Source organism: Dyadobacter sp. CY327 (assembly GCF_021390415.1).
GTDB classification, from domain to species: Bacteria; Bacteroidota; Bacteroidia; order Cytophagales; family Spirosomataceae; genus Dyadobacter; species Dyadobacter chenhuakuii.
The window spans coordinates 268,300-286,748 of record NZ_JAJUXJ010000005.1; the positions used below are offsets into that span (position 1 = coordinate 268,300).

The 18,449-nt window shown below is 45.1% G+C and carries 18 protein-coding genes; 10 read left to right on the top strand and 8 right to left on the bottom strand.

What is annotated here, in order from left to right:
• Window positions 1-8: 8 nt before the first annotated feature.
• The 3 genes from bcp to LZG74_RS14755 are packed head-to-tail and all read right to left on the bottom strand — an operon-like array spanning window position 9 to window position 3,094.
• Window positions 9-467, bottom strand: coding sequence for a thioredoxin-dependent thiol peroxidase (gene bcp / locus LZG74_RS14745; RefSeq protein ID WP_233797311.1), 459 nt, complete (start codon window positions 465-467; stop codon window positions 9-11).
• 4 nt (window positions 468-471) lie between these two features.
• Window positions 472-2,430, bottom strand: a complete 1,959-nt coding sequence (locus LZG74_RS14750; RefSeq protein ID WP_233797312.1) for a M23 family metallopeptidase — start codon at window positions 2,428-2,430, stop codon at window positions 472-474.
• A 52-nt stretch (window positions 2,431-2,482) separates the two neighbouring features.
• Complete coding sequence (locus LZG74_RS14755; protein WP_233797313.1) at window positions 2,483-3,094, bottom strand: fumarylacetoacetate hydrolase family protein; 612 nt, start codon at window positions 3,092-3,094, stop codon at window positions 2,483-2,485.
• Between the two features lie 121 nt (window positions 3,095-3,215).
• Between LZG74_RS14755 and LZG74_RS14760 the strand changes: the two genes are divergently transcribed.
• The 3 genes from LZG74_RS14760 (at window position 3,216) to LZG74_RS14770 (ending at window position 6,827) form a co-directional block, all read left to right on the top strand.
• A complete protein-coding gene (locus LZG74_RS14760) occupies window positions 3,216-3,851 on the top strand; it encodes a C40 family peptidase (RefSeq protein WP_233797314.1) in 636 nt (211 codons plus the stop codon).
• Window positions 3,852-3,957: 106 nt separating this feature from the next.
• The gene (locus tag LZG74_RS14765; RefSeq protein ID WP_233797315.1) at window positions 3,958-5,175 is read left to right on the top strand and encodes a hypothetical protein; all 1,218 of its coding nucleotides are present in this window, start codon (window positions 3,958-3,960) and stop codon (window positions 5,173-5,175) included.
• A complete protein-coding gene (locus LZG74_RS14770; RefSeq protein WP_233797316.1) occupies window positions 5,172-6,827 on the top strand; it encodes a hypothetical protein in 1,656 nt (551 codons plus the stop codon). Before LZG74_RS14765 ends, LZG74_RS14770 begins: the two co-directional genes overlap by 4 nt.
• Before the next feature lie 18 nt (window positions 6,828-6,845).
• Here LZG74_RS14770 and LZG74_RS14775 read toward each other — a convergent pair whose 3' ends face one another.
• Entirely contained in the window at window positions 6,846-7,502 is a 657-nt protein-coding gene (locus tag LZG74_RS14775; RefSeq protein WP_233797317.1) for an HAD family phosphatase, read from the bottom strand.
• 304 nt (window positions 7,503-7,806) lie between these two features.
• Here LZG74_RS14775 and LZG74_RS14780 point away from each other — a divergent pair, with 304 nt between their 5' ends.
• The 5 genes from LZG74_RS14780 (at window position 7,807) to LZG74_RS14800 (ending at window position 10,882) form a co-directional block, all read left to right on the top strand.
• Complete coding sequence (locus LZG74_RS14780; RefSeq protein ID WP_233797318.1) at window positions 7,807-8,262, top strand: hypothetical protein; 456 nt, start codon at window positions 7,807-7,809, stop codon at window positions 8,260-8,262.
• Window positions 8,263-8,277: 15 nt separating this feature from the next.
• On the top strand, window positions 8,278-8,748 hold the full coding sequence (locus LZG74_RS14785; protein WP_233797319.1) for a hypothetical protein: 471 nt from the start codon (window positions 8,278-8,280) through the stop codon (window positions 8,746-8,748).
• Between the two features lie 92 nt (window positions 8,749-8,840).
• Window positions 8,841-9,164: a hypothetical protein gene (locus LZG74_RS14790; RefSeq protein ID WP_233797320.1), complete on the top strand. Its 324-nt coding sequence runs from the start codon at window positions 8,841-8,843 to the stop codon at window positions 9,162-9,164.
• Window positions 9,165-9,214: 50 nt separating this feature from the next.
• Window positions 9,215-9,724: a 2-C-methyl-D-erythritol 2,4-cyclodiphosphate synthase gene (ispF, locus tag LZG74_RS14795; RefSeq protein ID WP_233797321.1), complete on the top strand. Its 510-nt coding sequence runs from the start codon at window positions 9,215-9,217 to the stop codon at window positions 9,722-9,724.
• Between the two features lie 24 nt (window positions 9,725-9,748).
• Entirely contained in the window at window positions 9,749-10,882 is a 1,134-nt protein-coding gene (locus tag LZG74_RS14800; protein ID WP_233797322.1) for an amidohydrolase family protein, read from the top strand.
• Window positions 10,883-10,887: 5 nt separating this feature from the next.
• Here the strand turns inward: LZG74_RS14800 and LZG74_RS14805 are convergent, their stop codons facing one another.
• Window positions 10,888-12,003 (bottom strand): lipopolysaccharide assembly protein LapB, encoded by a 1,116-nt coding sequence (locus LZG74_RS14805; RefSeq protein ID WP_233797323.1) that lies wholly within the window; start codon window positions 12,001-12,003, stop codon window positions 10,888-10,890.
• Window positions 12,004-12,116: 113 nt separating this feature from the next.
• On the opposite strand from LZG74_RS14805, the gene LZG74_RS14810 reads away from it, so the two are divergent.
• Window positions 12,117-13,373: a pitrilysin family protein gene (locus LZG74_RS14810; protein ID WP_233797324.1), complete on the top strand. Its 1,257-nt coding sequence runs from the start codon at window positions 12,117-12,119 to the stop codon at window positions 13,371-13,373.
• 37 nt (window positions 13,374-13,410) lie between these two features.
• Here the strand turns inward: LZG74_RS14810 and LZG74_RS14815 are convergent, their stop codons facing one another.
• Window positions 13,411-14,703: a pitrilysin family protein gene (locus LZG74_RS14815; protein WP_233797325.1), complete on the bottom strand. Its 1,293-nt coding sequence runs from the start codon at window positions 14,701-14,703 to the stop codon at window positions 13,411-13,413.
• Between the two features lie 91 nt (window positions 14,704-14,794).
• On the opposite strand from LZG74_RS14815, the gene LZG74_RS14820 reads away from it, so the two are divergent.
• The gene (locus LZG74_RS14820; RefSeq protein ID WP_233797326.1) at window positions 14,795-15,913 is read left to right on the top strand and encodes a glycosyltransferase family 1 protein; all 1,119 of its coding nucleotides are present in this window, start codon (window positions 14,795-14,797) and stop codon (window positions 15,911-15,913) included.
• Between the two features lies 1 nt (window position 15,914).
• Here LZG74_RS14820 and LZG74_RS14825 read toward each other — a convergent pair whose 3' ends face one another.
• Together LZG74_RS14825 and LZG74_RS14830 are read right to left on the bottom strand one after the other, a co-directional pair.
• Window positions 15,915-17,321 carry a lipopolysaccharide assembly protein LapB gene (locus LZG74_RS14825; protein ID WP_233797327.1) on the bottom strand — a complete coding sequence of 469 codons (1,407 nt, stop codon included), beginning with the start codon at window positions 17,319-17,321 and terminating at the stop codon, window positions 15,915-15,917.
• A gap of 77 nt (window positions 17,322-17,398) precedes the next feature.
• Window positions 17,399-18,397 (bottom strand): SDR family NAD(P)-dependent oxidoreductase, encoded by a 999-nt coding sequence (locus tag LZG74_RS14830; RefSeq protein WP_233797328.1) that lies wholly within the window; start codon window positions 18,395-18,397, stop codon window positions 17,399-17,401.
• Between the last annotated feature and the right edge of the window lie 52 nt (window positions 18,398-18,449).

The following is an 18,449-nucleotide window of genomic DNA, read 5'->3' on the forward strand; positions in this document are numbered from 1 at the left end:
ACTCTTTATTATTCACTTTTGTTAAGAATTTGATCAGTGTGATTCTTTGTATTCACTTTTTGAACAACTTCTTCAATGATCCCATTTTCATCAATGACGAATGTTGTGCGGACAATGCCCATATATTCGTGGCCAAAAGTTTTTTTCAAAGCCCAGACACCATAATCATTCACTATTTTCTGGTCAGTATCAGCGAGTAGCGGAAAAGGCAGGTTGAATTTCTTAATGAATTTCTGATGCGATTTCTCATCATCTGCACTTACACCCAAAACTTTGTAGTTCTTTTTCAAAAGCACATCGTAGTTGTCGCGGAGGTTACAGGCCTGAGCTGTGCAACTGGGCGTATCGTCTTTTGGATAAAAGTAAAGAATGACTTTTTCTCCTTTAAAATCAGAAAGTTTCACTTCATTACCATCCTGATCCTTAGCAGAAAACGCTGGGGCGGAATCGCCAACTTGAAGTCCCATACTTTTACTTTTTTCGTTTTTTCGTTTTTTTCCGCGCAACCGGCAGATCTTTCAATTCGGTTTGCAAGATAGTACTATTTCCTGCCCTATCGGTCACTTCAAGCGTTAGTTCGCCTTCAAATGGCACCGTTGGATCCATCTTTTCAGACCAGATATAGCCTTTTTTGGAATCAAAATTCATCAGCACCCATTCCCCGTTGACCAATGCTTTATAATGATCCACGCCGGATGTGGCATCGCCAATAAATCCGCGGATTCTGTCCTTACTATGCTCCACAAGCCGGATCTTAGGTGGAACGGTGTCTGCCTGGATAACAAATGTTCCGAGCTCCCGGGTTTCAAATTTGATCTCGTCATCCGCCCAGGCACCTCCCAAAAACCGATAGTAACCATCAATATAGCGGTAAACGCGCGTTCTTTCCTTGTTTTCAGGGACAGTTTCCGGCTTGAATGATACGGATATATAATCTTTGAGCGCTGTTCCCCGGTTGTTAATGGTCAGCGCATTGAAATTCTGCTGCCCGGTTAGGAATAAGGTGTCAAAAATACTCGTGTTGCGAAAATCCACCGACCATTTCTCAGCCTTATAACTGGATGCAACTGCGGGAAAAATCTGGCTTCGCAGAAAAGTTTTCACCGTCGTTTTGCCTATTTTGACTGAGTCAGGCATGTATTTCCTTAAATCTGTCAAAAAGACGGCCGATTCATCCGCATACAAATCGGGCTCTTTTTTCACTTCCTTACCATTGGAATACAAGGTTGCAAAAGGGATCGCGCTGCGGTAATATTTTGCTTTAATGACCAATGTATTTTCCTGCACATCGGTCTGAATGTATTCCGGATTTATTTCTACGTCGTAAACCGGAAGTGGCGGATTTTGCGGTTCACCTTTGATGACGAAAACGAGCTCGGACGCATTCTCGTAGGAATCGGTGATTTTAATGCGCACTTCATGAAGCAGTGTATCAGTAATGTTCAGCTTGCCGTTAATCGCATTGGTTTTGTATAAATTGAAATTATTACCGTCCGGAACGTAGCATTTGAGATAACGCTGCCCGGTTTTTTGCTCCGTTTCGTAGTCGATGAGGTTGTTATAATCCCTTGTAGCGGTGTTGGGGAAAATCTCAATGTTATAGGAAAAAACTTCATTTCCATCCATTTTAATCTCAATGCATTGCAAACCATAGCGAAACCCTGTGCCCGTCATCTGGTCATGCGCCACCATATCAATGCCCAATATTCCCGTTGCTGAAACCGTGTCGGCAAGCCTGTAAGAACCATCTTTCAGCTTAACCGGCGAGTAAACCTTCCGACCAAACTGACCGTTAAGCCGTCCATTAATGTCCAGCGGCCGGATCGCCAGATTGACAAATTTCGGAGGCGTAACATCCTTGATTTCATTAAATCCAAAATACAAAGGATTCAGAAAATTGTCCTTGGAATCGCGGATCTCAAAATGCAAATGTGGCCCCGCAGAACCACCCGTGTTGCCGGAAAGCGCTATGATTTCACCTTTTTTGAAGCTGAATTTTCCCGCCTCCGGAAAGAGGTCGATTTCGAATGTCTGTTTTTTATACTGCTCTTCGCGCACATAGGTCGCCAAAGGATCACTGAATTTCAATAAATGCCCGTAAACCGTTGTCTGACCATTGGGATGCCGCAAATAGATCACATTGCCGTAACCACTCCGCTGAACGGCCACTTTGTAAACATAGCCTTCCGCAGCCGCGTACACATTCAGGCCTTCGCGCTGCTCGGTACGAATGTCCAGCCCGGCGTGAAAGTGATTGCTGCGCAGGTCACCGAGCCCGCCGGCAAGCGAATTGGAAAGCCCCGGCCGGATCGGAAATTGGTAATAACCTTTTGGATACGTTTGTGTTTGGGCAAAAGAAGTCAGGCATAAGCCCATGAAGCCCGACAATAACAAACCAATACGGACCATTGCCCGAAAATGATAATGCATGAAAACGAAGTGTATGGATGAACGACCCTGCAACCGAATAGAAGATCAAGGTTTACCTAACGAATAATTCAAGCATCTTCTTGCCCTCAATGGACGCAGTAAGCTTGTCGCCGATTTGCACAGGCCCAACGCCTTTGGGTGTTCCGGTAAAAATCAGGTCGCCTTTTTTGAGCATAAAATATTTGGAGACAAAGGAGATCAGGTAATTAATGCGGTAAAGCATCATGGACGAGTTGCCGTTCTGGCGCTCTTCACCATTCACATCGAGGCTAAAATTCAGGTTTTGAATGTCTTCATAATCCGAGATCGGAACGAATTCAGAGACCGGTGCCGAACCATTGAATGCTTTTGCCAATTCCCACGGCAAGCCTTTGGCCTTTAATTCAGACTGCAAATCCCTGGCGGTGAAGTCGATGCCTACGCCTATCTCGTCGTAATATTTATGTGCAAACCGCTCTTCAATGTTCTTTCCTACGCGGTTTATTTTCACCACGAGCTCGACTTCGTAATGTACATCCTTTGAAAAATCGGGATAAAAGAAGGGTTCTCCGGCCCGCACCTGCGCCGTTTCGGGCTTCAAAAAAATTACGGGAGCGTCGGGTTTTTCGTTATTTAATTCAGCTATATGCTCGGTATAATTCCTGCCTACACAAATAATTTTCATTAGGAGCAAATAAAATTTGGAATGAGTAAAAACACAACAAAACTACCGTTATTCGCCAAATCTGCTTCGGAAATGTTTAATATTTTTGAGGAAAGTATCGTTATTAACAGAAAGCTTGCGCATGAAGATCCAAATTTCCCGACAACCTTATTTCTTAATCTGCACACTCGCATTAACCTTATTTCTAACTGCCTGCGACACGCTTCGGAAAACGCCGGAAAGATCGAATTCTTCAAGATATTCCCCGTCAAAATCGTCCCGATCGCGTGGCACCGTCGCACGAAGACCACCCGCAAGGACGCCGGCCAGAAAACCTGCAACATCTACGAAACCAACATATAGCAAGCCAGGCGATTTTCCTCCAACAGCGGTTCCGCAAGTGGTTGAGGTGGCGCGGACTTACGCGGGAACGCCCTACCGCTCAGGTGGAAATGATAAAAACGGTATTGATTGTTCCGGCCTGATCTGCTCCGTTTATTCCGAAATCGGTGTAAAAGTGCCTCGCATTTCCTGGCAGCAATCTGAGTTTGGCCGGGAAGTGAGCAGCATCAAGGACATTAAGCCGGGCGACTGGCTGTTTTTTGTACCCGAAGCCGGAAAAGAAGGTTATGTCTCTCACGCCGGCATTGTTACCGATGTCCGTAACCAGGAAGAAATTATGTTTATACACGCTTCCACATCGCGCGGCGTGCGGGAGGACAATCTTTTTTCCAATTATTTCAAAGGCAGGTTTGTAAAAGCGATGCGGCCGTTTTGATCCAATTTACTGGCCGTTCGATATTTTTCCATACACATAGGGGTAAAGTACTGGCTGACTGTCTTTTTTGCAACAATAATCAAAGCCAAAATCCTTTTCGCAACCTATGGAAACTACTATGGGCCCTCCGCCAGCCATCGGAGGCCGCGTCGTCCCGCTTCATGCAGCTCCGGACATTCCTGTTTACATTTACGCCACTGTTTTTGCTTCTTTTTGCGTCATAACCGGCCTCATCTGGGACATTTGCTGGCACATAAGCATCGGCCGCGACGGACTGCTATCTCCGCCTCACCTGGTTATTTATCTGGGCGCTGTGGTTGCAGGATTATTCTCGGGATATGAAATTTTACGTAAAACATTCTGGGGCAGCGATTTGGAAAAAGCCGCCAGTGTCAAGATATGGGGCTTTTTTTATAGCTCACTCGGCTCTTTATTCTGCGTTTGGGGTGCATTAGCCATGCTCACTTCCGCCCCGTTCGACGACTGGTGGCATAACACTTACGGGTTGGATGTTACGATTCTGTCCCCACCGCACACTGTGCTGCTTTTGGGCATGATAGGCATTCAGTTTGGTGCCCTAATCAGCGTTATCGCAGTCAAGAACCAATTGAAGCTCAGGCTTGCGCATTCTTTTGAAAAAACAAAATCTTGGGACAAAAGACTTTTCTGGCTTTTCGCATTGTCTGCGGGCTTTCTGCTCACCATTTGGTATACATTGCTTTCTGAAAGTCTGGGCCGGATGTGGATGCACCATTCCAGCCTTTACCAATGTGTTGGCGCAGGATTTCCGCTTTTTTTAATGGCTATCGGAAAAGCGGTAAAGCACAAATGGGCGATTACCGCCGCGACGGCCGTTTACACAATATTAATGTTGATGACCCTTTGGATCATTCCACTCTTTCCCGCCGAACCCAAGCTAGGCCCGATCCTGAATCACATTGATCACTATCAGGGATTCCAATTTCCACTTCTGCTTATTATTCCAGCCATAACCATTGATCTTTTGCGTAATCGCTTCGGTTATATGAATGATTGGAAGCTTACATTGCTTCTGGGAAGCGCCTTTATCATTGTTTTTTCTGTATTTCAATGGTTTTTCGGATCATTCCTGATGGAATCGCCCTATGCCAGGAACTGGTTTTTTGGCAGCCATTACTGGTATTTCGGCAACAGCCCCGACTGGGAGTATCGCTACAAATTTGGCCCGTGGCTGGAAACGACATCTGAACTGCTGCAAGGACTAGGCATTGCATTGATCGCCAGTTTGATTTCAACACGTATTGGTTTGGCCTGGGGTAATTGGATGCATAAAATTCAACGATGAAAAATCTTATCTTAATCATCATGCTTTTGGCTGTTGGTATGACAGCAAAAGCGCACGTCGGAAGTGCTGGTGTGCAAATGCAGGGACAGGCGGGCCCCTATAAAGTGCTTGTGAGCGTGGAGCCGCCCGATGTGATTCCAGGGACTGCAAAAATCACGGTTTTTATCGAAAATGGCATTGCTAAAAAAGTGCTTGCAAGGCCCATTTACTTTTATTCCGGGGACAAAGGCGCTCCATCACCCGACGAACTGGCACAGGTTGCAGGGCAAACCGGACAATTTCAGGGTGCCGTTTGGCTGATGGAATGGGGATCGTCCTCCGCCCAGATCCAGGTTGAAGGCGAACAGGGAAAAGGTGAGCTGATCGTTCCTATTGTCGCAGTGTCCACGGCGGAACGGGAAATGCCGAAACATTTAGGGATTGGTTTGAGCATTCTGGGAGTGTTGCTGTTTTTGTTAATGATCACCACCATTGGCGCCAGCGTCAGCGACGGCATTTTAAGGCCAGGCGAGACATTGACATTTGCGCAAAAAAGAAAGCGCTGGGTGAATATGGGGATTGCAACCGTGCTATGTTCAGTCATTTTATACGGCGGAAGCAGCTGGTGGGATAGCTGGGCGGAAGAATACAAGCAATGGCTTTACCGGCCGATCCAGGGAAACGCGGCCATTTCAGAGAACGGTGATCAAAGGGTTTTTCAGTTAAAAATTGACACAACAGGCTTTCACTCGCAGCGTCGTGGCAGTATGCTCAGCACATTGATCCCGGATCATGGCAAGCTCATGCATACTTTTCTCGTGCGCACGCCTGGAATGGACGCTTTCGCCCACATTCACCCGGAACGCAAGGATAGCACGACATTTGAAGCCTATTTACCCAAATTACCAGGCGGGAAGTATCTTGTTTACAGTGACATTGTACAACGATCGGGTTTCGCGGAAACCATTGTAGACACCATCGACATTCCGGAGCAGCAAGCAAAAAGCAACCCGCTTCAAGTGACCGCAGAGGAAGACACTTATGTCGTGACCGATCCGATCGACTCTCCGGGAGCAGTGCCATTGGATGAGAATGTAGTAGTTTGCGGCAAGCCCGGCACAAAAACGGTCTTTAAAGATGGCTCCTATGCCGTTTGGGAAGGCAAACCTGACAAGCCGCTGGACGCAGGAAAGCCGTATCAGCTGACATTTGAATTTTTCAATCCCGATGGAAGCGCCTGTTATCCCGAGCCATATCTTGGCATGACTGGCCACGTGGCGGTTGTTCGTACGGATGGCTCCGTATACATTCACCTGCATCCGACCGGCACATTTGCGATGGCGGCTGAAAAGTCATTCAAGGACCGCATGGCCGATACCGCAACTACGGTTAAAGCCCCCGCGCCCGCCATTTTCCGGGATAGCATTGACCGTTACCTGGCTAAATTAAAGGCTATGCCCATGGAAGAAAGAGAAGTGTTCCTGATGACCGAAATGGGAATGTATGATGTTAAGGACGGCGCAATGTCCGGCATGGATCATGGCAACCGCATTTCATTTCCCTATTCCTTTCCTAAGGCAGGACGTTACAGGATATTTTTGCAATTGAAAAGAAATGCAAAAGTGCTCACAGGCGTGTACGATGTAAAAGTGAAAGACGCTGTTACATTATAAGCACTTATAACAGCCTTTTCAGAACAAGTCCTGAATTTGCTGAAAAGACATCTCCCTGTAATTTTCTATATAGAGGTTGCAGGGAGGTAACTCTTCCTTCGTATGCGAGCTCAGGACGCCTACCACACGCATTCCCGCGTTGATCGCAGCCGAAACACCGGAAAAAGAATCTTCAAAAACAACACATTGATCCGGTTCCACGCCCAGATTTTTAGCGCTGGTAAGATAGACTTCGGGATCCGGTTTATGCTTCCTGACATTTTCACTGGCCATTATAGAGCCTAAATACGCCCTGATAGGCACTTTGCTCAGGATCAGGTCCAGGTTTGCCAGCGGCGCCGACGTCGCTACGCCAAGTTTCGCACCATTACTTTTCAAGTCGTTGATAAAAGCGACAATTCCTTCGATGGGATCAATGTAAGGCTCGTAGATCTGGCGGAACAAGCTTTCCTTTTCATCTTCCATTTTTAGAAGCTCGTCTCCTTCTACCACCCTGTTTAAAAAGTGGCTGAGAATGTAGCTGTTGCTTTTCCCAAACATATGTGCCGCAAATTCTTCGTCTGTCGGAGCCAGGTCGCGCTTTGAAAAAAATTCGCGGAACGCCATGGAGTGGTAAGGGTTGGTATGGCAAATCACGCCATCCATATCAAAAATGACTGCTATTTCCTTTTTCATCGCGCAAAGATAAACAATCAACAATTTCTGAATGTGAATCGAATCACTTTTCGGGCAACGTCGTATTTATTCTTTATAATATAGCTTGGTAAACCGCGAAACGAGACCGATATTTAACGCAACGGAACATTACACTTGACATATTTAACAGCAGTTCGGCTTCTTTTTATGTCACCGATTGCATTTTATAAGGTTATTCTGTTAAATTTACTATACCAACCTCCCGCTATTTGCAAGAATAGCAAGCTAGATTTGCCGGATCATTATACAGTTGGCTTTTCTTGCAATAATAATATGACAATGTATGAGTGAGTTAGAACCAATCAAAAATGGAGTGGACCGCCAGTCAGTTGCAAGACGAAGCGAGAACATGACTTCGCTGGAAGCGTATGATAAATATGGTGCAATGGCTTATGGCATCATTTTGCAAATTTTGCCGCAGGTCCATTTGGCTCAGGAAGTGTTGGTAAGTGTATTTTCCTCACCCCAATTACAGGCTTGCAACAGTTACCCTTTCAGCTTTGTTGCTTGTGTTATCAAGCTGGCCCGGGCCAAGGCTGTGGAAGCCAAGCGCAAGGTAACGGCGATTGCACCGATATCTGATCCTTCTAACACGTCGGATACATCACCTGCGAAAATTTTTGATCTTTCATTCTGCCAGGGTTTTACGCCGGAAGAGGTTGCACAAAAACTCAATATATCGAAATCCGAAGTTCTTCGTTCTTTTCATGAATATTTCAAATTATACCGTAACGCTTAATCATCAGGGCATATAGTGGAAATACAGGATTTTATTGAGAGCGGAATCTTAGAGGCACACTTGTTGGGATTGACCAATAAAGAAGAGAAAGAACTCGTACAATATATGGTACAGGAAAATCAGGAGATCCAGGATCATCTGGTTGATATCGAGAAGGATCTGACCCGTTATTTTAATGGTTCGGCGACGACGCCTCCTACTGCAATACGCGAAATAATTCATCTGAGAAGTACGCAAGACCACTTCCGGAAGGAAAAACATACATTCAAAAACAAGGCAGCTAACGAAGACAACAACACGAAATTCCTTGATGTGGAGGTAAATGACACCCATATCAAAGTCCACAAATTCTGGCGTCCAGCCTTTATCGCCGTATTTATTTTGTCCAAGATTTTCCTGATCGCGGGGCTGTATTATTACTTCAAAGCGGTTAATCAGGAGGAAGAATTACTGAGGCTTAAAACAGAGATTCACCAGGTCAAATAGTCAGACCATATTCATAAAACAAGCCGGAAATCACATCGTGATCTTCCGGCTTGTTTGTTTATATTTGAAAAATTAAACACATATTATATTTTATGAAAGAGAGAGAAAGGATAAGTAATCTGGAAGAGTTAATGGCTGAAAACCTGATCCGATTAGATCGGCTTGAAGCTGGGCAAACTGTTATTCATCGAAGTGTAACAGATCTTAACAAGATTGTTTTTAAGAACTCGACTGACATCGAGGTCTTAAAGCAAGATGTCGCTTACCTGAAAGAAAACATGGCAACGAAGCAAATGTTTAATACTTTGCTAGAAGCCATGACAAATGGCTTTGACCGAACCGACAGGCAATTCTCTAAAATGCATGATGAAATGGTGTTGTTACGGCAAGATGTCAATGTGTTGAAAGCCAGGTAAGTCTCCAAAAACCGCTAAATTACTACGTTCCTCAATTTTAAAATAGATACATGTTTCCGTTTCGCGTTGGCCAGGGTTATGATGTGCATCAGTTGGAAGAAGGCAGGCCGTTCTGGCTGGGCGGGATTTTGATCCCGCATTCACACGGCGCAAAAGGCCATTCAGATGCGGATGTCGTGTGCCACGTCATGTGCGACGCGTTGCTGGGCGCTGCGAACATGCGAAACATTGGTTACCATTTCTCTGATACAGATCCGCAATGGAAAGGCGTTGACAGTAAAATATTGTTAGCCAAAGTGCTGGAAATGATCCGTGAAAAAGGCTTTGAAGTGGGTAATGTGGATGTCACAATCGTGTTACAAAACCCAAAGCTTAATCCGCACATCCATGAAATGAAAACTTGCCTATCCGCCGTCACCCAAATTCCCGAAGAAGACATTTCCATCAAAGCAACAACTTCTGAACAGTTAGGATTTGTAGGCCGCGAGGAAGGAATCGCTGCACATTGCGTTGCATTGATATATTTACCAAGCTTGTTTCCTATAAATACTTCGCATTAACCAAACCCTTGAAAAAACGCCTTCATGAAAAAACTTCTCCTTGCTCTCACCATTGTTATTGGTTTCACATTTATCGCTTGCGCTCAGGAAGGCGGCCAGGTTACACAACCCATTGGCTTTGAAGAATACGATCCAATCTCAACGTTGAAAGTAGAGGAGCACATTACCAAAAGAGCTAAGTTTCCCTTTATCGACGTCCATAACCACCAATATCAGATGCCTACGCAGGATCTGAAAGCGCTGACAAAAGAAATGGACGCGCTGAATATGGCTATAATGGTCAATTTGAGCGGTCGCGGTTGGTCGCAGGAGTGGGAAGAGGGAACGGCTACATTGAAAGGCTCACTGGAAAATGTTGCGAAGAATGAGCCAAAAAGAATCGCAGTTTTTACCAATCTCCAGTTCAAAGGTTTCGGAGAGAAAGACTGGTCGGCTAAGGCTGTTGCGCAACTGGAAGCGGATGTAAAAATGGGCGCTAAGGGCTTGAAAATTTACAAAAGTCTTGGTTTTAGCGGCATTAAGGATGATAAGGGCAATCGTGTTGCCGTGAGTGATCCGCGCTTGCAGCCTGTCTGGAAAAAATGCGGTGAGCTGGGAATCCCGGTTCTGATCCATACTGCCGACGTGCCGTCATTCTGGGATCCGATGGACCGCTACAATGAACGCTGGCTTGAACTGAAAACCCATCCAAACCGCCGACGCGGCGCAAAAGATCCTGTTCCGTTTGATTCGCTGATAGCCGAGCAGCACCACATTTTCAAAAGCAATCCTAAAACGACATTCATCAATGCGCATATGGGCTGGTATCCTAACAATTTAAAGAAACTGGACAGCCTGATGGTCGTTTTTCCTAATATGTATGTTGAAATTGGCGCAGTGATTGCGGAACTGGGCCGTCAGCCGCGGGCTGCCAAAAAGTTTTTTGATAAGTATCAGGACCGCGTGTTATTTGGTAAAGACAGTTGGGTGCCAGCCGAATACGCGACCTATTTCAGGGTTTTGGAGACTGAGGACGAATACTTTCCCTATCATAAGAAATACCACGCATTCTGGAGAATGTATGGGATGGGCCTTTCAGACGAAGTTTTGAAAAAGCTGTATTACAAAAATGCATTACGCATCATCCCAGGTCTGGACAAAAGCCTTTTCCCTAAATAATTATCTCATTTAAAGGCTTTTGCCTCTTTAATCAGGGACCTGTACTCAGCCTTTCCAAGGCATTTCTTATAATAATCTTTGGTTTTGCCCTTGTTACCGGCGCGTGAAGCAACTCTCGCCAGGCCTGCGTAAGCCATTGCATGATATTCTTTTGTGTACTGATCATCATGCGGCGTCTTCAAAGCCAGCAAATATTCACGCTGGGCCGAAGCATCGTCCTTTTCATGTTTCTCGTGCAATAAGCCCTGAAAAGTCCGCCAGGCGACGGGGTAAAAACCCTGTGTGTGTTTCTTTAACATTGCCAGTTCCTTATTTGCCTGCTCATATTTAGCCGCCAAAATCAGCGATTCGATGTTTTTCATCAAGAAAAGCGGATTTTTGGGATATAAATCAATGAGCCTGTCTGTATAGTAAACGGCTTTGTCTGGTCTTGATTCGTATTTGAGATAAATGTGTGAAATGTAAAAATTAGCTTCCGCACGTGTTATCGTACCCACTTTGGTAGCATTATCTATTTGCTTTAAACCTAATGCCTTATCCCCACTTTTAAAGAAAAGCATGAGCGGCTTCACCATGGAATGTTCCTCGGGATACACTTCAACATAATAGTTATACATGCCCGAAGTGAAGTAAAATTCAGGGTTCTTGTTGATCAGTTTCAGGCCTTCAACAAATGCGTTATACGCCTTTTTGCCCTCCCCTGCCGCGTTCATCATTTCACCCTTGTAATTGTACATCATAGCCATATAACCGCGGGCAACCATCGTGTAAAATACTGCTTCCGGGTCAAGACTGTTCTTTCCGTACTTCTTATTAATGGCTTCAAGGCATTGATCCAGCTTGTGAATGTATTCCTTCGATTTTGTGGGATTATCCTTGATCGGTAAATGTTTCCAGAAAAGCACAAACGAGTCCAGAATGTAGGAAACGGGGTGATTAGGATATTTTTTTTGAACCTGATGCATAAAAACCTCAGCCTCCTCAAACTCGTAATTGTATATTTTGTCCAGGCTCTGCTGAACATGTTTTAACGATGCCGGGTCATTCAGAAGTTGGGCAGGTGCAGGAAGCGAACAGAGTATGAGTAAAAATAAAAAAAGAAACCGAAGGGTATTTTGCATGGCATGTACTATAAACTCAAAATGGTTTGGTGGAACCGCACCGGAACATTAGCTTTGTTAATAACCGCAAAACAAGATGGCGGGTTTCAAAAAATAATCTACTCACTGATATTATGATTCGTTACGAGCAGTTCACCCTGGATAATGGCTTGAAAGTTTTTGTTCATGAAGATTTTTCAACACCAATGGCTGCCGTAAATATCTTGTACAATGTTGGTTCACGGGATGAGGATGAAGAGCGGACTGGATTTGCACATTTATTTGAACACTTGATGTTCGGCGGCTCCAAAAACATTCCCAGCTACGATATTCCGGTCCAGAATGTAGGTGGGGAAAACAATGCTTTCACTTCACCCGACATTACCAACTACTACATTACATTACCCGCAGACAATATAGAAACGGCTTTTTGGCTCGAATCGGATAGAATGATGAGCCTTTCTTTTGACCCCAATGTGCTGGAAGTGCAGCGCAAAGTGGTGATTGAAGAATTCAAACAGCGTTATCTGAACCAGCCTTATGGTGACATGTGGCTGAAATTAAGACCATTGGCGTATAAGCAGCATCCCTATCGCTGGGCAACAATCGGCAAGGACATTGACCATATAGAAAGGGCAACAATGGATGATGTTCAGGACTTTTTCTTCAGGTTTTATCGTCCCAACAACGCCGTAATGGTGGTTGCCGGAGCTATAAAGACCGCTCAGGTGCGTGAATTAGCCAATAAATGGTTTGGGGACATTCCTCCGGGTGCTCCTTATATGCGCAACCTGCCACGGGAGTCTGCACAGAATGAAGCGAGACATTTGGAAATCTCAGCAGCCGTTCCGTTAAATTCTCTGATCAAAGTTTATCACATGCCGGGCAGGTACGAAAACGGCTTCTACGCAACCGATCTGCTGAGTGATATTCTGGGACGTGGCAAATCGTCGCGTTTGTACCAAAGCCTTTTGAAAGAAAGATCTATTTTTAACAGCATCAGCGCCAGCGTTACTTCGTCACTTGATCCGGGTTTGCTTTTGATCAAAGGCAACTTAAATCCCGGTGTTAGTCTGGAAGAAGCAGATGCAGCCGTGACGGATATACTCAGCGAAATGGTGGCAAACGGCGCCAACGATGACGAGGTAACCAAAGTAAAAAACCAGTCGGAAGCTTCGCTGGCTTTCTCGGAAGTTGAACTCCTGAACCGTGCGATGAACCTGGCATTTGCAGCCAATGCCGGCAATGTAGATTGGGCCAACGAAGATGCGGAGATTATCCGGAATCTGACGTCTGCCGACATTCAGGAAGCAGCCAAATCCGTATTAAGGCCCGAAAATGCCTCTACGTTATATTATCGCGCAGAAGAAAAGCAGGTTGCGCTTGTCTGACAAGTCGCACCTGCCGTGCAGTAAGAAATAGCTTTTGTTAATCTTCGGGAAGAAAAGTGAGATAGCTGAAATTCTCCTCTTTGAACATTTCCTTTGCAATATCCTGCAACTGTAACGCGGTGATCTGCTCGATCTCGGTAAAGATTTCAGGAAGTGAATCCACGCGGCCCGTATCCAGCAAGCTTTTGGCCATCATCAGCATAAAGCTCATGTTACTCTCCTCAGACATTGCCAGTTGACCCATAAGCTGCACCTTGGTTTGATGCAGTTGCAGCACCGACAAAGGCACTTCGCGGATTTTTTTAAGCTCCTTATGAATCAGGGAAATGCTTTTGGTGAGCTGTTTTTGTTCTGTTCCAAAGAAAATACCCATGAAGCCAGTGTCCAGATAAGGGGTGTAATTTCCTTCAATAGAGTAAACAAAACCATATTTCTCGCGCAAAGAAAGGTTAAACCTGGAATTCATTCCCGGCCCGCCCAGCAGATTCACCAGCATAAAAAAGGACAATCTCCTGTCGTCAAGCAATGGATATGCCGGCTGGCCCATAGCACATTGCGCCTGAGAGATAGAGCGTTCTTTTTGCTGACTTACAGGCACATACGCCAATGGTGCCTGCCTGATCCTGGATGTTTTACGATGTGGAATGTTACCCAGATATTTCTCCGCTACCCGAATTACTTTCGAAAAAGGCAAACGGCTAACAGACGAAACGACAATGCGCTCCGTATCGATGTTGTCGTTGATAAATTGCATTAAATCCGCTTTGCCAAACGAGCCTACGGTTTCCGCTGTCCCTAATATATTATTTCCCAGGGCATGATCGGGAAAAATGAGCTGGTCAAAATCATCCTGAATGGCGTCTTCAGGAGAATCAATGTACATGGACATTTCCTCCAATATCACATTACGCTCACGCTCAATCTGCTTTTCCGGAAAAACAGAATGAAATGTAATGTCTGCCAGCAAATCCATGGCCTTATCGAAATGATCGTCGAGGACCGAGGCGTGGAAACAAATTTTTTCTTTGGTTGTATAAGCATTCAGTTCTCCACCCACATTCTCTAACCTGTTGATAATGTGGTAAGAACTGCGCTTTTCAGTTCCTTTAAAGGCCATATGCTCCCAGAAATGGGCAAGCCCCTGCTGATGTGGCAATTCATCGCGGCTTCCGATGTCGAGCATGATGCCGCAATGCGCGATTTGCGTATAAGGAACCTGCTTATGAGCAATGCGAATCCCGTTGGCAAGCGTATGTAAATGATAATCTTCTGTGATTGGTAGTGTGGTAGATTTGGGGTTACCCTGTTTCTGGACGTTATCTCTCTTCATTCCTTTTGAACACAAAATAGGCACCAATAATTTTCGGTGGTATCCACAAAATTACAGACTTTTGCTCTGAAACCCTTGAAAAGCACCAGTTATGCGCGTTGGATTTGATGCCAAAAGAGCTTTTGCCAATAAAACCGGACTTGGAAATTACAGTCGTTTTGTGCTCGATGCGCTTCTGACAAATGAAAAAGCACCAACTTACCTGGCCTACACGCCAAAAAACAAGGCAAAACTTTTTCCCGGTTTCCCGGAAAATAACATTCGCATTCCGCAGACATTCCTGGATAAAAAACTCTCAGCTTACTGGCGCTATGCATCGATTACGAAGCAGCTGAAAGCGGATAACATTGATGTGTTTCACGGGTTGAGCAACGAACTTCCGCAAGGATTGCAAAAGGCCGGAATTAAGTCGGTGGTTACGATACATGATCTGATCTTTGAACGGCTTCCGCATTTGTTCAAACCCATCGACAGGCTTATTTACCGACATAAATTCCAGTCGGCATGCCGCCGCGCGGACTCAGTTATTGCCATCAGCGAGCAGACAAAGCGAGACTTAATAGCGCTATACCATGTTGATAGTGAGAAGATCCAGGTTGTTTACCAGGATTGTAATCCTATTTTTAAACAAAGGGTTGAACAAAATAAAATAGAAGAGATCAGGCGCATATACGACATTCCGAGGCAGTACATTTTGTGCGTGGGAACATTGGAAGAGCGTAAAAATCAGCACCGGTTGGTGGAAGCATTCGCCAGCGTCGCCAATAATGATTTCCAGCTTATCCTTGTCGGAAAATCAACAAGTTATACGCCCAAAATTTTGGAATACATTCAAAAATACAACCTGGAAGAGAAGGTAAAAATCCTGCATGACGTTCCCACCGCACATTTACCAGCGCTTTACCAGGAGGCTGAAATATTCGCTTACATCTCTATTTATGAAGGTTTTGGCATTCCAATTCTCGAAGCATTGCACAGCGGAACGCCCGTTTTAGCAGCGAAAGGATCGTGTCTGGAAGAAGCTGGCGGGCCAGGAGGTTTGTATGCGGATCCCTATCAAAAAGTAGACATCAGCCATCAGCTAAATAAACTGATTACTGATGCCGCTTTAAGAAAACAGCTTGTAGAAGCCGGAAAACGGCACATTAGCCAGTTTTCCGGCGAAAATATTGCGCATCAACTTGTTGATTTATATCAAAATCTCCGCTGAATTATTTCTCTCTGTATTGCTCGATGATCCTGAACAAGGCTTTTTGTTTTTCCAGATCGGGGAAAAAGTCGAAAAGCTGCACATGCGCATCGTAATCGAGCGTTAATGCTGTTTCCAGGTTTAAAAGCGCTTCGCGATATGTGCCGCCGTGGATCTGATAAACGGCCATTCTGTAATAGAGGTCGGCTTCTTCGGGCATTTCGTCAATTGCAGCTTGCAAGAGGTCGCAGGCGCGAACGTAATTTCCCTGCTCAAACAGCACATGCGACCATTTCAGCCAGATATCCGGATTGGATGGCTCTATTTCCGCCGCCTTTTCGAATGCTTCAAATGCTGAGATGACATTACCAACTTTAAACTCAGTTTCCGCTAGCGCTAGCCAGTAATCCGGGTTTAATTCGGTGATCTGAATGGCTTTACGTAAAAACCCAACCGCCTCGTACCAGCGGCCCAGCTCACTGAAACATATTCCTAATCCATACCAGCCATCATCCCACTGTTTATCCAGCTTCACAGTCTGCCGGTAATATTTGATGGCCGTTTCAAATTGGCCCAGTTTCTCGTAGCAAGTGCCCAGGCAGCAGCAAGTTTCAGGCTGCTCGCCTTCGAGTTCTATCGCTTTTAAATATTGTTCTTTTGCGTCTTCGTACTTTTCGAGATTCATGTACGAATTGCCCAATTGGAAAAAGGCCGAAGCAAAATCTTCCTTTACCAATGTTGCGTATTCGTAAGCATTCACCGCATCCTCGTAACGTTCGAGCTTACTGAATGCTATACCCAGATTATACCAGGCATGATGCGAAAACGGGTCGCGGTCGACAAGCTCATTATAGTATTCGAGATGACTTTCCAGCTTCCCTACCAAATCCAGGCAATGTGCAAGTTCATATAGCGCACTCTCATTATTCAGGTTGTTCCGGAGCGACTTTTTATAAAACTTGATCGCCTCGTCATACTTACCCCAATTCTGATAAGTCTGCCCTATTTGAAAATATATTTCGTCCTGGTCTTCAACACGTTGCAAAAGATTTTCCAACACTTCAATGGCCTCTTCAAACTCGCCCATCATATTGGAAATGGCAACCTGCATGAAGGAAATTTCAATGTCGCCGGGGTGGAAAAGCGAAGCCCTTTCCAGAATCTCCATAGCCAGCTCATGTTCACCGCGGTTGGCATGCAGCTGCACCATATTAAGCAGGAGGTCCAGCGAGTAAGGATAATCCGACAACCCTAACTCACACGCTTTAAATGCTTTGTCCCAATCTCCTTTTTCAATGTAGTGAACCGTTACTTTTTCGTAAGTATCCAAATCAAAAAAAACCGGCTCACTCGTTTTAAGCATTCTTTCAAACCTGAGCAATGTTTCTTTCATATAATCCTTTCTTTCCCCAAAATTTTTCTCCATCATACGGACCGTCAGGTTAGATTTGAGGGCTAACGCACCACTAATTAATCAGAGAAAGTTATAAAATAAATAATCGTTATTCAAATCTTGCCAAGCAAACTTTCACTTACCCTGGCAACCGTTCGCTCAATGGGTTGGAACTCAAAATTCAATGCTTTCCGGATTTTCCCGTTGTCGTAACTGATCTTTCTGGCCGCAGATTTTGCCGTTTCTTTCGTAATTAACGGCTTTGTTCCTAGTAACCACGTCCTTACCGCTTCGAACCGCCAAATAATTCCGGCAAGTCCGGTACCCACCTTAAACGACGGCCTTTTTTTGTGCATTGCATCTGCAATAGTATTGAACAAATTCTGATAAGAAATGCTCCCGCCATTCAGCAAAAATCTTTCTCCGGAGATGTCAGATAACATAAGCTGGAATATAATGTCGGCAACGTCTTTTACGTCCACATAATTCGCGATGCCTTCTGTGTAAAACGGTTTTTCTTTAAAAACATAACCGAAAATCTGGGTGCTGCTCTTACTCCAATCCCCTTCACCCAGGATCAATGTGGGGTTGACAATCACCGCATTAAGCCCTTCCGCGATCCCACGCCACACTTCCAGTTCCGCCAAATGCTTGGTTTTCGCATATTCCGAATTTTCCGGGGAATCTTCCCAGCGATGATTTTCGTCCAGGACCACATCTTTTCCCGGAATGGCTTTCCGCGCGTCCGGCCTACCGATTGCCGCAATGCTGCTCACATGACATAATTTGCCGATTTTATATTTAAGACACACATTCACAACATTCGCAGTGCCCTCCACATTTACCTTATACATTGACTTCCGCTCCTTTGGAATAAAAGAAACGACGGCAGCTGTATGTACGACCATGTCCATATTCTCCACCGCGCTTTCCAGCGCGCTGATGTCCAGAATGTCCCCTTCTACCCAATGTATTTTTGAAGCAACATCCGCCAGCAGGCTTCGGTCAGAGTCGGGCCTGGCTAGGGCAAATACTTCATGATTTTCAGCAAGAAACTTTCGTGCAGTAGCGCTTCCGACCAAACCTGTCGCACCGGTAATTAGAATTTTCATATTTATTACAACAAAATATCGAGATCAAAGTTGGTTGTAAAAATGTGAAATC

Coding starts and splice junctions, on each gene's coding strand:
- LZG74_RS14765 (WP_233797315.1), top strand. CDS start 3,958: ATGGAAACTACTATGGGCCCTCCGCCAGCCATCGGAGGCCGCGTCGTC.
- LZG74_RS14760 (WP_233797314.1), top strand. CDS start 3,216: ATGAAGATCCAAATTTCCCGACAACCTTATTTCTTAATCTGCACACTC.
- LZG74_RS14805 (WP_233797323.1), bottom strand. CDS start 12,003: ATGCAAAATACCCTTCGGTTTCTTTTTTTATTTTTACTCATACTCTGT.
- LZG74_RS14755 (WP_233797313.1), bottom strand. CDS start 3,094: ATGAAAATTATTTGTGTAGGCAGGAATTATACCGAGCATATAGCTGAA.
- LZG74_RS14830 (WP_233797328.1), bottom strand. CDS start 18,397: ATGAAAATTCTAATTACCGGTGCGACAGGTTTGGTCGGAAGCGCTACT.
- LZG74_RS14770 (WP_233797316.1), top strand. CDS start 5,172: ATGAAAAATCTTATCTTAATCATCATGCTTTTGGCTGTTGGTATGACA.
- LZG74_RS14780 (WP_233797318.1), top strand. CDS start 7,807: ATGAGTGAGTTAGAACCAATCAAAAATGGAGTGGACCGCCAGTCAGTT.
- LZG74_RS14810 (WP_233797324.1), top strand. CDS start 12,117: ATGATTCGTTACGAGCAGTTCACCCTGGATAATGGCTTGAAAGTTTTT.
- ispF (WP_233797321.1), top strand. CDS start 9,215: ATGTTTCCGTTTCGCGTTGGCCAGGGTTATGATGTGCATCAGTTGGAA.
- LZG74_RS14820 (WP_233797326.1), top strand. CDS start 14,795: ATGCGCGTTGGATTTGATGCCAAAAGAGCTTTTGCCAATAAAACCGGA.
- LZG74_RS14815 (WP_233797325.1), bottom strand. CDS start 14,703: ATGAAGAGAGATAACGTCCAGAAACAGGGTAACCCCAAATCTACCACA.
- LZG74_RS14825 (WP_233797327.1), bottom strand. CDS start 17,321: ATGATGGAGAAAAATTTTGGGGAAAGAAAGGATTATATGAAAGAAACA.
- bcp (WP_233797311.1), bottom strand. CDS start 467: ATGGGACTTCAAGTTGGCGATTCCGCCCCAGCGTTTTCTGCTAAGGAT.
- LZG74_RS14790 (WP_233797320.1), top strand. CDS start 8,841: ATGAAAGAGAGAGAAAGGATAAGTAATCTGGAAGAGTTAATGGCTGAA.
- LZG74_RS14750 (WP_233797312.1), bottom strand. CDS start 2,430: ATGCATTATCATTTTCGGGCAATGGTCCGTATTGGTTTGTTATTGTCG.
- LZG74_RS14800 (WP_233797322.1), top strand. CDS start 9,749: ATGAAAAAACTTCTCCTTGCTCTCACCATTGTTATTGGTTTCACATTT.
- LZG74_RS14775 (WP_233797317.1), bottom strand. CDS start 7,502: ATGAAAAAGGAAATAGCAGTCATTTTTGATATGGATGGCGTGATTTGC.